Origin of the sequence: Dankookia sp. GCM10030260 (assembly GCF_042666655.1) — a bacterium.
In the GTDB taxonomy this organism is placed as follows: Bacteria; Pseudomonadota; Alphaproteobacteria; order Acetobacterales; family Acetobacteraceae; genus Paracraurococcus.
The window spans coordinates 148,501-162,131 of the sequence record NZ_JBHTDE010000003.1 but is presented as its reverse complement, the minus strand read 5'-3'; the positions used below and the strand labels follow the sequence as shown (position 1 = coordinate 162,131).

The following is a 13,631-nucleotide window of genomic DNA, read 5'->3' as shown; positions in this document are numbered from 1 at the left end:
GCAGGACGCCGCGGGTTCCGGAGTTTTGTGCCATCTGCTATTGCAGATGCCATGAGTGCCGCCGCACCCCACCCGGTCGAAAGGCTGGCCGAGGAGGATACGCTCTCGCTGGCCGAGCGCGCCTACCGCCGGCTGCGCGATTCGATCGTCCAGGGCACGCTGGTGGCCGGCAGCCGGATCTCCGAACGCAGCCTCGCCAGCGCGCTCGGCATCTCCGCCCAGCCGGTGCGGGAAGCGCTGCGCCGGCTCGAGCAGGATGGCATGGTGGTCACCCTGCCGCGGCGCGGCACGGTGGTCGCCGAATTCGGCCCCGACCGGCAGGCCGAGATGGGCCGCATCCGCGCCGCCCTCGAAGGCGCCGCCGCGGCGCTGGCCGCGCAAGGCGCCGACGACGCGGCGCTGGCCGCCCTGGAAGCCCAGTTGCAGGCGATGCGCGATGCGACGGCGGCGGGCAGGCCCGAGCAGGTGTCCGAGGCGAACGAGCGCTTCCACGGGCTGATCCACCGGGCGACCGGGAACGTCTTCCTGATGCGTTCGCTGGCCGCGCTGCGGGCCTTCGACCATTTCGGCCGCGTCCGTGCCTTGAACGCGACCCCGCAGGAGTTGCCCCGCGCCTTGCGCGAACATGCCGGGATCCTGGCGGCGCTGCAGGCCCGCGACCCGGATGCGGCCGAGACCCGGATGCGGGCGCATGTGCTGCGCTCGCTGGAGGTTGGCGGCCTGCTGCCGCCTGCAAGGAAACGCCCCGCATGACCCTTCCCGCTGACCGCCTCCGCGCCGCGCTCACCGGCATCTCCGGCATCCTGGTGACGCCGATGGATGCCGAGGACCGGATCGTCCCGGCCCGCCTCGCGCCGATCATCGCCCGCGCCGCGGCGGCCGGGGTGGATGCGCTGACGGTCAACGGCAATACCGGCGAATTCTACGGCCTGTCCTTGGCCGAGGCCGAGCGGATGCAGGCCGAGGTCCCGGTGCTGGTCGCCGGCCGCGCCGCGGTGGTCGCCGGCCTCGGCCGCAGCATCGGGGAGGCCTGCGCGCTGGCCCGGCGGGCGAAGGCGGACGGCGCCGATGCGGTGATGGTGCACCAGCCGCCCGACCCCTTCGTCGCGCCGCGCGGCGTGGTCGCCTATGTCGCGCGGATCGCCGACGCGGCCGGCCTGCCGGTGGTGCTGTACCTGCGCAACGACGGCATCGGCCTGCCGGCGATCGAGGCGCTGTGCCGGGTGCCCGGCGTCGTCGGCGTGAAATGGGCGACGCCGAACGTCATGGTCCTCGCCCAGGCGATCCGCCGGGCCGGCCCCGACGTCTCCTTCATCTGCGGCCTGGCGGAGCCCTGGGCGCCGCCGATGACGGCGCTCGGCGCGCAGGGCTTCACCTCCGGCCTGATCAACCTGGTGCCGGAGAAGTCGGTGGCGATCCTGGCCGCGCTGCGGGCGGGCGACTTCGCCACGGCCAATGCCGGGATCGCCGCGATCGCGGGCTTCGAGGCGCTGCGGTCCGAGGAGCAGAACGGCGCCAACGTGGCCGTGGTGAAGGCGGCGCTGGCGCTCACCGGCATCGATGTCGGCGCCGCCCGGCCGCCGGCCGCCTGGCCGCTGCCGCCCGGTTCGGCCGCCGCGCTGCGCGACCTGCTGGCCGGCTGGGGGATGCTGCGGCGCGCCGCCGCCGGGTGACCGGAGGAGGCGCTTCCGGCGCCATCTGCCATCTGCTATGGCAGTTGCTCGGGTTGGGGCGGCAGAAGACCGCCCCGTGGGGAAGGAGCGAAGTCATGACCATCATCACCGCGTCCCGCCGCGCCATCCTGGGCAGCGCGCTCGCCGCGCCCTGGGTCGCCGACCGCGCCGCGGCGCAGGGCATCACGCTGCGCGCCGCCGACATCCACCCCGACGGCTACCCGACCATCGAGGGGGTGAAGCTGATGGGCAAGCTGGTCGAGGAGCGCACCGGCGGCCGCATCCGCATCCAGATGTTCCATTCCCGCCAGCTCGGCGACGAGAAGGACACGCTGGAGCAGACCCGCTTCGGCGTCATCGACTTCACCCGGGTCAACACCGCGCCGTTGAACAACCTGGTGCCGGCCACGCTGGTGGTCGGCCTGCCCTTCCTGTTCCGCGACACCGCCCACATGCAGACGGTGATGGACGGCCCGATCGGCGAGGACATCGGCCGCGACACCACCGCGCATGGCCTGATCACCCTGGCCTACTACGACAGCGGCGCGCGCTGCTTCTACACCAAGCCCCGCGCGGTGCAGGAGCCCGAGGCGCTGAAGGGCCTGAAGGTCCGGGTGCAGCAGTCCGACATGTGGGTGGCGCTGATGCGCGCCTTCGGCGCCAACGCGACGCCGCTCCCGTTCGGGGAGGTCTATTCCGCCATCCAGACCGGCGTGGTCGACGGCGCCGAGAACAACGTCCCGACCTACTATACCTCCCGCCATTTCGAGGTGGCGAAGTTCTACACCAGGACCGAGCACAGCCTCTCGCCCGAGATCCTGGCGATGTCGAAGCGCAGCTACGACAAGCTGGCCAAGCCCGACCAGGAGATCATCCGCACGGCGGCGAAGCAGAGCGTGCCGCATATGCGCAAGCTCTGGGTGGCGATGGAGGAGGAGGCGCTGGCCAAGGTCACCGCCGGCGGCGCCCAGGTGGTGGAGGCCGACAAGGCCGCCTACGCGAAGCTGACCCAGCCGGTCTACGACCAGTTCGTCAAGGACGCCAAGCTGAAGGCGCTGGTCGAGCGCATCCGGGCGGCCTGAGCGCATGCGGGCGCTGCATCGCGGCGTCGGCGCGGCCTGCGCCGTGCTGGCCCGCGGCGCCATCCTGCTGGCCGGGGTGGCGATGGTGGCGATGGTCGCCATCGTCGCCTGGGGCGTCTTCGGCCGCTTCGTGCTGAACGACACGCCGGCCTGGGCCGAGGCCTCGGCCCTGCTGCTGCTCGCCTGGGTCATCCTCGGCGCCGCCGCGGCGGGGGTGCGGGAAGGCTTCCACATGGGGTTCGACACGCTGCGGGACGTGCTGCCGGCGCCGCTGGGCCGGCTGTTCAAGGTGCTATCCGACCTGGTGGTCACCCTGTTCGGCCTGGCCATGGCCTTCCATGGCGGCGACCTTGCGCTCGGGGTCTGGGAGGCGACGCTGCCGACCTTGGGCCTTCCCGGCACGGTGGAATACCTGCCGCTGGTGCTGGGCGGCGCGCTGATCGCGCTGTTCGGGCTGGAGCGCCTGCTGGCGCATGCCGTCACCGGGGCGCCGCCGGCCGGCCTGCCGGAACACACGCTGCTGACCGACGCCTGAGGGGACGGGACCGATGGAACTCACCGTCCTGCTCGGCAGCTTCACGCTGCTGCTGCTGATCGGCACGCCGGTCGCCTTCGCGCTGGGCGGCGCGACGCTGGCCGCGGTCTTCTGGATGGACCTGCCGCCGGTAGTGGTGTTCCAGCAGCTCTCCTCCGGCATGAACGTCTTCTCCATGCTGGCGATCCCCTTCTTCGTCTTCGCCGGCGACCTGATGCTGCGCGGCCAGATCGCCGATAGGCTGGTGGCGCTGGCCGCCGCCATGGTCGGCCACCTGCGCGGCGGGCTGGGGCAGGTGAACATCGTCGCCGCCACGCTGTTCGGCGGCGTCTCCGGCTCGGCGGTGGCGGATGCCAGCGCGGTCGGCGGCGTGATGATCCCGCAGATGAAGGCGCGCGGCTATGCGCCGGAATATGCCGTCAACATCACCGCCAACGCGGCGCTGATCGACCTGCTGATCCCGCCCAGCCACAACATGATCCTCTATGTCATCGCCGCCGGCGGGGCGATCAGCGTGGCGGACCTGTTCACCGCCGGCATCATCCCCGGCCTGGTGATGATGCTGACCCTGATGGTGGTGGCCTGGCTGGTCGCCATCCGCCGCGGCTACCCGCGGGAGGCCTTCCCGGGCTGGATGGCCCTGCTGCGCTTGCTGGTCGGCGCCATCCCCGGCCTCATGCTGATCGTCATCATCTTCGCCGGCGTGCGCAGCGGCATCTTCACCGCGACGGAGAGCGCCTGCGTCGCCGTGATCTACGCCCTGCTGGTGACGGTGCTGGTCTACCGCAGCCTGGGCTGGGCCGGCTTCGCCGAAGCCGTCGGCGGCGCGGTGCGGACGACGGGGATGGTCATGCTGATCATCGGCACGGCGACCGCCTTCGGCTGGCTGATGGCGCTGCTGCAGGTGCCGGCGCAGACGGTGGCCTTCATGCGCGGGATCACCGAGGACCCGATCCTGACCCTGCTGCTGATCAACGTCATCCTGCTGGTGCTCGGCACCTTCATGGACATGGCGCCGCTGATCATGATCGGCACGCCGATCTTCCTGCCGGTGGTCAAGGCGCTGGGGATGGACCCCGTGCAGTTCGGCATCGTGCTGATCGTCAACCTCGGCATCGGCCTGATCACCCCGCCGGTCGGGCCGGCGCTGTTCGTCGCCTGCGCCGTCGGCAAGGTGAGCATGTGGGATGCGACCAAGCATAGCGGGCCGTTCTACATCGCCATGCTGGTCGTGCTGGGGCTGGTGACCTACATCCCGGCGCTGTCGCTCTGGCTGCCGGCGGCCTTCCGGTAGAAGGCAAGGCCAGGGAGGAAGCATCCTCCCTGGACCCTCCTCTATTTCTCTGGGTCGGCACCTGCCGCGCGGCGAGTGCCGACCCACAAAAAGGAAGGGTGGGGTTTGGGGAGGGAATACTTTTCCCTCCCCAACCTTGCCTTCAGATATAGGGCAGCGCCAGCCGCATCGCGGCATCCCGCAGCCGGGCCGGCAGTGGGCGCCGCGCAAGCGCCTCGATGGTCAGCCGCTGGCCCTGCCCGGCGCCGATCCGCGCGGCGATGGCTTGCGCGATGGCGGTATCATAGACCTCGACATCCAGCTCGAAGTTCAGCCGCAGGCTGCGCATGTCCCAATTCGCGCTGCCGATCAGGCTCCATTCGCCGTCCACCACCATCAGCTTCGAATGGTCGAAGGGCGGCGGGTTCAGCCAGATGCGGCAGCCGGCCTGCAGCAGCGGCCCGACATGCGCCCGCATCGCCCAGTCCACGGGGCGGTGGTTGCTGCGCGCCGGCACCACCAGATCCACCGCCACGCCGCGCCGGGCGGCGAGCGCAATCACCGAGACCAGCCTCTCGTCCGGCAGGAAATAAGGCGTCATCACCAGCACCGACCGCCGCGCGCAGACCACGGCCTGCAGCATCGTCGCCTCGATCTTCTCGATGTCGCGGTCGGGGCCGGAGGTGACGACGCGCGCGGCGACGCCGCCCGGGCCTGGCGCCGCCGGGGCGAAGGCCCAATGCCTGCCGCCGCTGGCGAAGCACCAGTCGGCGTCGAAGGCCTCGGCCAGTTGCCGCACCACCGGGCCGTGCAGCATGAAATGCGTGTCGCGCACCGCGTCCGGCGGGTCGGTGCCGACCAGGTTCTCGGCGCCGATGTTCAGCCCGCCGGTGAAGCCGATGCGGTCGTCCACCACCAGGATCTTCTTGTGCGAGCGCAGGTTGAGGAACGGCATGTTCCACGGCAGCGGGGAGTGCATGAACCGCGCCGCCGGGACGCCGGCGCGCCGCAGCCGGCGGAAGGCCGCGGAGCGGAAATAGCCGCCGCCGACGCCGTCGATCACCACCCGCACCTCGACCCCGCGCGCCTGGGCGCGGATCAGCGCGTCGATCACCGGACCACCGGCGGCATCGTCGCGGAAGATGTAGCTGGACAGGCCGATGCGGCTGCGGGCGGCCTCGATGGCGGCGAGCATGCGCGGATAGGCGGCGTCGCCGTCGCGCAGCAGCTCCACCGCATTGCCCGCCACTGCGGCGCGGCGGGTGAGGCGCTGGCCGCTGCGGTCGAGCGCCTCGGCCAGGCTGCCCGCGGCATGGGCCCCGGGTTGGGTGGGCCCGCCGGCGTCCCCCACCGGCGGCAGGGCGCGCCGGGCGAGCGCGCCGGCCCGGCGGCGGACGCGGTTGACGCCGAACAGGCCATAGATCGCGCTGCCGACGAAGGGCGAGAGCCAGGCGAGCCCGATCCAGCCGATGGCGCTGCCGACCTCGCGCTTGCGCAGCAGCACATGCGCGGTCACCAGCGCCGAGAGCGCGACATGCAGGGCGGTGAGGAGGGCGGTGGTCGGCGTCATGACGCGGCCACCATGCCACATCCCGGCGTCAGCCGGCCCCGGCCCGCCGACGCAGCCAGAGGAACCCCAGGCTGCACACCACCAATGCCACCGCGAAGGTCGCCAGCGCCGCGCCGATCCCGCCCCAGCCGGCCGCCACGCCGGAGGCCGCCTGCAGCACCGCCGCCCCGCCGAAGAAGGCGATGTTGTTGGCCGAGAGCGCCCGCCCGGTCTGTTCCGGCGGCACCGCGGCGCGGACCTGGGCGAAGACCAGGATCTGGAAGGAGATCACCAGGCCGAAGGCGACCATGACGGTGGCGTCGAAGGCCGCCGGCAGCGCCGCGACCCCAAGCGCCGAGGCCAGCCAGCCGCCCGGCCCGCCGCCGACCAGCAGGAAGACCAGGCCGGCGACGCCCAGATGGCTGCCGGCCAGCAGCGCCACCGGCCGGCCGACCCAGCGCTGCACCACCCCCGCCAGCGCCGGGCCGGCGACCAGCGCCATCGCCACCAGCAGCAGCACGTTGCCGGCCTGCACGCGGGACAGGCCCTTGGCCTCCATCAGCCAGGGCCCGCCCCACAGCCCGCGCACGCCGAGCACCACGGCGAAGCTGGCGAAGGCGATGACCATCAGCGCCCGCAGCCGGGGCGAGGCGGCGATCGCCAGGATCTCCCGCGTGTCCTGCCAGAGCGAGCGGTGGCCCTGCCGGACCGGCGGCGGCTGCCGCACCGTCGCGGCGACCGCGACGAAGGCGATGAGGGCGAGCGCGCCCGAGGCCCAGAACCCGGCCCGCCAGCCCTGCGCTTCAACCAGCAGCGCCAGCGGCGAGGCGGAGAGCAGCATGCCGCAATTGCCGAAGGCCTGGATGATGCCGGACCAGAGCGCGAAGCGGTGGCCGTCCATGGCGCGGGCCGCATAGGTCATCGGGCACATCAGGGCGCCGGCGCAGCCGATGCCGAGCACGCATTGCGCCACCAGCATCCCGGCCGGCCCGCCGGCCAGCGCCGCGAGGACGCAGCCGAAGCCGCCGATCGCCAGCAGCACCAGCGCGGTGCGCCGCACCCCCCAGCGGTCCAGCCCGACGCCGACCGGCACCATGGCCAGGGCGAAGGCGGCGGGGAAGGCGCCGGTCAGCGCCGCCAGCGCCTCCGGCGTCAGGCCGAGGTCGCGCGAGAGGACGTCGGCCGCCATCGCCGGCAGGGTCCGCACGGCGTTCGAGAAGACATGCCCCAGCGTGAGCGCCAATATCGGCAGCTCGGGGCCGCGGAAGCGCGGCACCGTTTCCCCCATCGTTATTCCTGGACGTGTCGGTCGTTCAGTTCCGGAACATCTTGCCCGGGTTGAGGATGCCCTTGGGATCGAGGCTGGCCTTGATGCCGCGCATCACCGCCAGGGCTTCCGCGCCATGCTCGGCCTCCAGGAACTCCCGCTTGCCGAGGCCCACGCCATGCTCTCCCGAGCAGGTCCCGCCCAGTGCCAGGCCGCGCGCGACGATCTTGCGGTCGAGCTCCCAGGCGCGGTCGAGCCCGGTCGGGTCGTTCGGATCGAACAGGATGATCTGGTGGAAATTGCCGTCGCCGACATGGCCGACGATGCAGGTGGTGAAGCCGGAGGCCACCGCATCCGCCTTGGCGCCGAGGATCGCCTCGGCCAGCTTGCTGATGGGGACGCAGACATCGGTGGTGATGCCGCGCAGGCCGGGGATCAGGTTGATGCCGGCCCAGTAGGCGTCGTGCCGCGCCTTCCAGAGCTTGTTGCGCGCCTCCGCCTCGGTCGCCCAGGAGAAGCCTTCGCCGCCGAAATCGACGGCGATCGCCTCGACGTCCTCGGCCTGCTCCTTCACCGCGGCATGGGTGCCGTGGAATTCGAGGAACAGGGTCGGCGTGGCGCGCAGCCCCTCCAGCTTCGAGTACTTGATGCAGGCTTCCATCTGGTCGGCATCCAGCAGCTCGATCCGCGCCACGGGGATGCCGGTCTGCATGGTGGCGATGGTGGTGTTGACCGCCGATTCCAGGTCGGGGAACTGGCAGATGGCGGCCGACTGCGCTTCCGGGATGCCGTGCAGCCTGAGCCGCACCCTGGTGATGATGCCGAGCGTGCCCTCGGAGCCGATGAACAGCCGGGTCAGGTCGTAGCCGTTGGCGCCCTTGCGCGCCCGGCCGCCGGTCTGGATGACCCGGCCATCGGCGAGGACCACCTCCAGCCCCAGCACGTTCTCCCGGATCGTGCCGTAGCGCACCGCGTTGGTGCCGGAAGCCCGCGTCGCGCACATGCCGCCGATGGTGCAGACGCTGCCCGGGTCCACGGGGAAGAACATGCCCTGGTCGCGCAGGTGGTCGTTCAGCTGCTGCCGCGTGACGCCCGGCTCGATCAGGCAGTCCATGTCCTCGGGGTTCACCTCCAGGATCGCGGTCATGCGGGAGAGGTCGAGCGAGATGCCGCGCCGCACCGGGTTCACATGGCCTTCCAGGCTGGTCCCGGCGCCGAAGGCGACCACCGGGACCTCGTGCCGGTGGCACAAAGCGAGGATGCGGCTGACCTCCTCGGTCGTCTCCACGAAGGCGACGGCGTCGGGCAGGGTCGGCGGGGTCTGGTCCTCGCCGCGGCTGTGCTGCTCGCGGATCGCCTGGGCGGTGGAAAGCCGGTCGCCGAGGAATTCGCGCACCGCGGCGATCACGGCGTCCACGGGGCGGGGGGCGATGGTGTTCACGGGTTTCCTCCGATCGAGCCGGCCGATTCTGACCGCCGCGCCTGCCGGCGTTCCGGTCGCCGGACGGCCTTAGTCCCTGCTCAGCGGGCAGGTGAGACAATGCGGGCCGCCGCCGCCGGCGGTGAAGAGCGAAAGCGCGGGATCGAGCACCGTGAGCCCCTCGGCGCGCAGGGCGGCGTTGAGGTCGCGGCTCTCGGCCGCGGATATAACCCGATCCCCGCCCAGGGACAGCAGGTTGCAGCCCAGTTGCATCATGTCGCGATACGGGACGGGGAGGCAGCGGATGCCCCGTTCCCGCAGCCAGGCGACGAAATCATCCGGCAGGACATCCAGGCAGGCCACCGCCAGCCCGGGCGCGGCCAGGCAGAACAGCACGTCGAGATGGAGGAAATGCTCGTCGAAGGGCTCGATCCGCACCTCCCAGCCCTCGGCGCGCAGCCAGCCGGCGAATTGCGCCGCCCCCGCCGCGTCGGTCCGGCCGCCGCTGGCGCCGATCACGGCGAGGCCCGGGCGGAGGATGTGGATGTCGCCGCCCTCCAGCGTCCCGGCCGAGGATTTCCGCCAGAAGCCGCTGCCCCGGGCGGCGTGCCAGTCGATCAGCGGGGCGTATTCGCCGCGCCGCTGCGGCCGTTCCAGCTGGCACAGCACCGGGCCGCGATGGGTCACCACCACGCTGTCGCGGGTATAGGCCATGTAGGGCAGGTGGGGTTCGGGCGGCAGGTGATGCACCCGCACCCCGCCCTGTTCCAGCGCCGCGACCAGCTCCCGGTGCTGCGCCTGCAGGCCTTGCAAATCGGCCTGGCCGCCGGCCGCCAGCGTCCGCCGGGCGATCGCGTTGGTCGGGATCCAGCGGTAGTGGTCGGGCGCGCAGACCAGGACCTCGATCAGGCGGCCGGTCTCGGATGCGACGGTCCAGGGGGGCGACATGGCCCGAGAGTGGCCGCGCCGCCGCCCCGCGTCCAGGCGGTCAGCCCGGCGTCTCGCCGAAGAATTCCAGCAGTTGCGCGGTGGCCCAGCCCGGCCGCTCCTCCGGGATCCAGTGGCCGCAGCCCTCGGCGATGCCGCCGCGCACGTCCTCGGCCACCCGCCGCCAGGATTCGATCGCCCCCATCCCCCGCCCGCGGCCGAGCGGGCCGCCGTAGCAGAGCACCGGCATCCGCAGCTTGCCGTCGCGGGCCAGCATCGCCTCGTTGTCGGCGATGTCCTGGCGCATGGCGCGGTAGTATGCGAACCCGGCCGTCATGGCGCCGGGCTGGCTGTAGGCGCGGATATAGTCCTGCTGCGCCGCTTCCGGCACGCAGTCCGGGCTTCCGCCGAAGGTGCGGTAGAAGAAGCGGAGGTAGGTGTCCTCGCGCCCCGTGGTCAGCGCCTCGGCCAGCCCGTCCTCCCAGTGGAAGCCGTGGTGCCAGCGGCCGGCATGGAAGACCGGCGAGCCGTCGCCCGGCACCGGCGCATCGAAGATCGCCACCCGCTTCACCGCGTCGCGGTGCTGCGCCGCGAGGGAAAAGGCGGTCGGGCCGCCCCAGTCATGCCCGACCAGGAAGAAGCTTCGCTCGCCCAGCACCTCCGACATCAGCCGCCAGACGTCGTTTGCGACGGTCTTCTTGTCGTAGCCGCCTTCGGGGCGGGACGAGTCGCCCAGGCCGCGCAGGTCGGGCGCCACCACCCGGTAGCGCGCGGCGAGGCCGGGGATGATTGCCTCCCACATCCGCCAGCTCTGCGGCCAGCCATGCAGCAGCAGGACGGCCGGGCCCTCGCCGGCGGTGACGTAGTGCAGCCGGACCTCGGCGAGGTCGGCCTCCGCGTGCTGGATCTGCATGGGTTTCAATCCGCCAGCACGAAGCCGGCATAGCCCTGCGCGGCGACCTCGTCGCATTTGCGGCGATAGGCCGCGACGCCGCCGACATAGGGCATGAAGACGCGCGGCTTGCCGGGGATATTGGCGCCGACATACCAGGAATTCGCCCGCGGATAGAGCGTGCGGTCGGCCACCTTGTTGACGTGGTCGACCCAGTCGGCCTGCGCCGCCTCGGTCGCCTCGATGGTGGTCAGCCCCTTGGCGCGCAGCGCCGCCAGGCAGTCGGTGATCCAGTCGACATGCTGCTCGATCGAATGGATCATCTGGCTCTTCACCCCCGGGCTGCCCGGGCCGGTCACCATGAACAGGTTGGGAAAGCCGGCCACCATCAGGCCGAGATAGGTCAGCGGCCCGCCCTCCCAGGCCTCGGCCAGGGCCTGGCCGTCCGCGCCGCGGATGTCGATCTCGCGCAGCGCGCCGGTCATGGCGTCGAACCCGGTGGCGAAGGCCAGGCTGTCCACCCGGTAGTCCGCACCGCCCGCCAGCCGGACGCCCTGCGGGGTGATCCCGGCGATCGGGTCGCTGCGGACATCGACCAGGGTGACGTTGTCGCGGTTGAAGGTCTCGTAGTAGCCGGTGTCGAGGCAGAGCCGCTTCGCGCCGATCGGATGGTCGTGCGGCGTCAGCAGCGCGGCGACCTTCGGGTCCTTGACCACCGCGCGGATCTTCTCCCGCACGAAGTCGGCGGCGGTCTGGTTGGCGCGCTCGTCCACCAGGAAGTCGTTGTAGCAGTTCAGCAGCGGGATGGTGCCGCCGGCCTGCCACATCGCCTCGTAATTGGCGCGCCGCTCGGCCTCGGGCACGGCGAGCGCCGATTGCGTCGGGATCGGCACGCCGGAGACGCCGAAGGCGGTCTGCCGCGCATCGATGACCCGCTCGGCATAGCTGGCGCGGTGCTGCCGTTCCCGTTCCGGGTCCATCGGCGCGTTGCGCGCGGGCAGGACGAAATTCGGCGTGCGCTGGAAGACGTACAGGTGCTTCGCCTGGGCGGCGATCAGCGGGATCATCTGGATGGCGGTCGAGCCGGTGCCGATGACCCCGACCGCCTGGCCGGTGAAGTCGACGCCCTCCGCCGGCCAGAGACCGGTGTGGTACCACTTGCCCTGGAAGCCCTCGATCCCCTTGAAGTCGGGCACCCGCGGGGTCGAGAGGTTGCCGGTCGCCATGATGACATAGCGCGCCCGGATCGCCTCCCCCGCCTTGGTGCGCAGGGTCCAGAGCCGCGCCGCCGCGTCGAACCGCGCCTCGCCGATCCGGGTGTTCAGCTGGATGTCGCGGCGGAGGTCGAACTTGTCGGCGACATGGTTGATGTAGTCGAGGATGACCGGCTGCGTCGCGTAGCGCTCCGGCCAGTGCCATTCCTGCTGCAACTCGTCGGAGAAGGAATAGGAATACTCCAGGCTCTCGATGTCGCAGCGGGCGCCAGGGTAGCGGTTCCAGAACCAGGTGCCGCCGATGCCGCTGCCGGCCTCGTAGCCGCGCGCGGTCAGCCCCATGCCGCGCAGCTTGTGCAACGCATAGAGCCCGCCGAGGCCGACGCCGACGACGGCGACGTCAAGCGTGATGGCAGGGGTGGTGCTGCTGGCCATGGCGGGAGATCCTTCGGGGCGTTCCTGGACGGTGGGCCGGTTGTCCCGGCCTGTGCGCCAAGCTCACCATGGATCGTCCCGCGCGTCACGCCACCCGGATCAGGCGATCACGTCCACCGGGACCATCCCTTCCCAATGGCCGCCGAGCTGGGCCAGCGCGTCCTCGAAGGCGGGATCGGCCGCCGGGAAGGGGCCGACCACCGGGGTCAGCGCCTGCCCCGCCAGGTTGAACCGCATCCAGGCCCAGTTGCCCATCGTCGGCTCCCAGCAGACGCCGATGCGGGCATAGCGGCGGATGCGCAGGCCGGGTTCGTCCGGGTCGTCGCGTTCGATGACCAGGGTGCGGAGATGCATCGGCGGAGACTCCCCTTCGCAGCCTGCCCAGCCTGCCCCAGCCAGGCTTACCGGGGCATGGCGAAGTCCTTGCCGGGCGGTGACATCGGGGCCCCGGGGCAATTCCCGCCCGGCGCCGGTTTCGGCCCCCGCCGATCTGGTCTAGCGTCGCCGCGCAGCGATTGCGCAACACACCAGTACGGGGGAGATCCAGATGGCGAACAAGGTCAAGGAAGCGTGGAAGGCCGGCCGCGCCGTGGTCAACGGCTGGCTCGCCATCCCCAATGCCTTCTCCGCCGAGATGTATGCCCAGTGCGGCTGGGACAGCGTGACCGTCGACATGCAGCACGGCGTGCAGGACTACCTGTCCTGCGTCGCCTGCTTCCAGGGCATCCAGCCCTCCGGCGTCACGCCGATGGTCCGGGTGCCGTGGAACGAGCCGGGCATCATCGGCAAGGTGCTGGATGCCGGCGCCTATGGCGTGATCTGCCCGATGATCAACACGCCGGACGAGGCCGCCCGCCTGGTGCAGTATTCCAAGTACCCGCCGCAGGGGACCCGATCCAACGGCCCGATCCGCGCCGGGGTGTACGGCGAGGCCGGCGGCTACCAGAAGACGGCGAACGAGAACATCCTCGTCATCCCGATGATCGAGACCAAGACCGCGATCGAGAACATCGAGGCGATCCTCGACGTCCCCGGCATCGACGGCATCTATGTCGGCCCCTCCGACCTGTCCTTCTCCTATGGCCTCGAGCCCAAGCTGGACGTCGAGGATCCCTTCATCCTGAAGATCTACGAGAAGCTGCTGACCGAGACCTCCAAGCGCGGCATCGCCGCCGGCCTGCACAACGGCAGCCCGGCCTATGCCAACCGCATGATCAAGATGGGCTTCAAGCTGGTGACGATCAGCAACGAGGTCGGCCTGATGGTCAACGCCGCCAAGTCGGCGGTGAAGGAAGCCCGGGGGGCCTAGGCCTTCCGGCCGCCGCGCCCCGGGCGGGGCGCGGCGGCCGCCCTTGGAACGGGCG

General features: G+C 71.5%; 13 protein-coding genes. 6 read left to right on the top strand and 7 right to left on the bottom strand.

All coding sequences use genetic code 11. The features are described 5' to 3' along the window. The first annotated feature begins 51 nt into the window (after nucleotides 1–51). The 5 genes from ACFQS7_RS12330 (at nucleotide 52) to ACFQS7_RS12310 (ending at nucleotide 4,584) form a co-directional block, all read left to right on the top strand. The gene (locus ACFQS7_RS12330) at nucleotides 52–753 is read left to right on the top strand and encodes a GntR family transcriptional regulator (protein WP_380067371.1); all 702 of its coding nucleotides are present in this window, start codon (nucleotides 52–54) and stop codon (nucleotides 751–753) included. Beyond that, on the top strand, nucleotides 750–1,673 hold the full coding sequence (locus tag ACFQS7_RS12325; RefSeq protein ID WP_380067370.1) for a dihydrodipicolinate synthase family protein: 924 nt from the start codon (nucleotides 750–752) through the stop codon (nucleotides 1,671–1,673). The genes ACFQS7_RS12330 and ACFQS7_RS12325 overlap by 4 nt, the downstream gene beginning before the upstream one ends. Before the next feature lie 95 nt (nucleotides 1,674–1,768). Further along, complete coding sequence (locus tag ACFQS7_RS12320; RefSeq protein ID WP_380067369.1) at nucleotides 1,769–2,755, top strand: TRAP transporter substrate-binding protein; 987 nt, start codon at nucleotides 1,769–1,771, stop codon at nucleotides 2,753–2,755. Nucleotides 2,756–2,759: 4 nt separating this feature from the next. After that, entirely contained in the window at nucleotides 2,760–3,290 is a 531-nt protein-coding gene (locus ACFQS7_RS12315) for a TRAP transporter small permease (RefSeq protein WP_380067368.1), read from the top strand. Between the two features lie 13 nt (nucleotides 3,291–3,303). Further along, nucleotides 3,304–4,584: a TRAP transporter large permease gene (locus tag ACFQS7_RS12310; RefSeq protein WP_380067367.1), complete on the top strand. Its 1,281-nt coding sequence runs from the start codon at nucleotides 3,304–3,306 to the stop codon at nucleotides 4,582–4,584. Nucleotides 4,585–4,726: 142 nt separating this feature from the next. Here ACFQS7_RS12310 and ACFQS7_RS12305 read toward each other — a convergent pair whose 3' ends face one another. The 7 genes from ACFQS7_RS12305 to ACFQS7_RS12275 all read right to left on the bottom strand — a co-directional run bounded on the left by ACFQS7_RS12305 (nucleotide 4,727) and on the right by ACFQS7_RS12275 (nucleotide 12,621). Then, entirely contained in the window at nucleotides 4,727–6,133 is a 1,407-nt protein-coding gene (locus tag ACFQS7_RS12305; RefSeq protein ID WP_380067366.1) for a phospholipase D-like domain-containing protein, read from the bottom strand. Between the two features lie 28 nt (nucleotides 6,134–6,161). Next, on the bottom strand, nucleotides 6,162–7,400 hold the full coding sequence (locus ACFQS7_RS12300) for a nitrate/nitrite transporter (protein ID WP_380067365.1): 1,239 nt from the start codon (nucleotides 7,398–7,400) through the stop codon (nucleotides 6,162–6,164). A 25-nt stretch (nucleotides 7,401–7,425) separates the two neighbouring features. After that, a complete protein-coding gene (locus ACFQS7_RS12295; protein WP_380067364.1) occupies nucleotides 7,426–8,820 on the bottom strand; it encodes an FAD-binding oxidoreductase in 1,395 nt (464 codons plus the stop codon). Nucleotides 8,821–8,889: 69 nt separating this feature from the next. Continuing rightward, the gene (locus ACFQS7_RS12290) at nucleotides 8,890–9,747 is read right to left on the bottom strand and encodes a dimethylarginine dimethylaminohydrolase family protein (protein WP_380067363.1); all 858 of its coding nucleotides are present in this window, start codon (nucleotides 9,745–9,747) and stop codon (nucleotides 8,890–8,892) included. 40 nt (nucleotides 9,748–9,787) lie between these two features. Then, the gene (locus ACFQS7_RS12285; protein WP_380067362.1) at nucleotides 9,788–10,639 is read right to left on the bottom strand and encodes an alpha/beta fold hydrolase; all 852 of its coding nucleotides are present in this window, start codon (nucleotides 10,637–10,639) and stop codon (nucleotides 9,788–9,790) included. Nucleotides 10,640–10,644: 5 nt separating this feature from the next. Next, the gene (locus ACFQS7_RS12280; protein WP_380067361.1) at nucleotides 10,645–12,267 is read right to left on the bottom strand and encodes a flavin-containing monooxygenase; all 1,623 of its coding nucleotides are present in this window, start codon (nucleotides 12,265–12,267) and stop codon (nucleotides 10,645–10,647) included. A gap of 99 nt (nucleotides 12,268–12,366) precedes the next feature. Next, a complete protein-coding gene (locus ACFQS7_RS12275; RefSeq protein WP_380067360.1) occupies nucleotides 12,367–12,621 on the bottom strand; it encodes a hypothetical protein in 255 nt (84 codons plus the stop codon). Between the two features lie 193 nt (nucleotides 12,622–12,814). On the opposite strand from ACFQS7_RS12275, the gene ACFQS7_RS12270 reads away from it, so the two are divergent. Beyond that, on the top strand, nucleotides 12,815–13,576 hold the full coding sequence (locus tag ACFQS7_RS12270) for an HpcH/HpaI aldolase/citrate lyase family protein (RefSeq protein WP_380067359.1): 762 nt from the start codon (nucleotides 12,815–12,817) through the stop codon (nucleotides 13,574–13,576). Nucleotides 13,577–13,631: the final 55 nt, after the last annotated feature.

Coding starts and splice junctions, on each gene's coding strand:
- ACFQS7_RS12270 (WP_380067359.1), top strand. CDS start 12,815: ATGGCGAACAAGGTCAAGGAAGCGTGGAAGGCCGGCCGCGCCGTGGTC.
- ACFQS7_RS12320 (WP_380067369.1), top strand. CDS start 1,769: ATGACCATCATCACCGCGTCCCGCCGCGCCATCCTGGGCAGCGCGCTC.
- ACFQS7_RS12300 (WP_380067365.1), bottom strand. CDS start 7,400: ATGGGGGAAACGGTGCCGCGCTTCCGCGGCCCCGAGCTGCCGATATTG.
- ACFQS7_RS12285 (WP_380067362.1), bottom strand. CDS start 10,639: ATGCAGATCCAGCACGCGGAGGCCGACCTCGCCGAGGTCCGGCTGCAC.
- ACFQS7_RS12280 (WP_380067361.1), bottom strand. CDS start 12,267: ATGGCCAGCAGCACCACCCCTGCCATCACGCTTGACGTCGCCGTCGTC.
- ACFQS7_RS12310 (WP_380067367.1), top strand. CDS start 3,304: ATGGAACTCACCGTCCTGCTCGGCAGCTTCACGCTGCTGCTGCTGATC.
- ACFQS7_RS12325 (WP_380067370.1), top strand. CDS start 750: ATGACCCTTCCCGCTGACCGCCTCCGCGCCGCGCTCACCGGCATCTCC.
- ACFQS7_RS12315 (WP_380067368.1), top strand. CDS start 2,760: ATGCGGGCGCTGCATCGCGGCGTCGGCGCGGCCTGCGCCGTGCTGGCC.
- ACFQS7_RS12305 (WP_380067366.1), bottom strand. CDS start 6,133: ATGACGCCGACCACCGCCCTCCTCACCGCCCTGCATGTCGCGCTCTCG.
- ACFQS7_RS12275 (WP_380067360.1), bottom strand. CDS start 12,621: ATGCATCTCCGCACCCTGGTCATCGAACGCGACGACCCGGACGAACCC.
- ACFQS7_RS12330 (WP_380067371.1), top strand. CDS start 52: ATGAGTGCCGCCGCACCCCACCCGGTCGAAAGGCTGGCCGAGGAGGAT.
- ACFQS7_RS12290 (WP_380067363.1), bottom strand. CDS start 9,747: ATGTCGCCCCCCTGGACCGTCGCATCCGAGACCGGCCGCCTGATCGAG.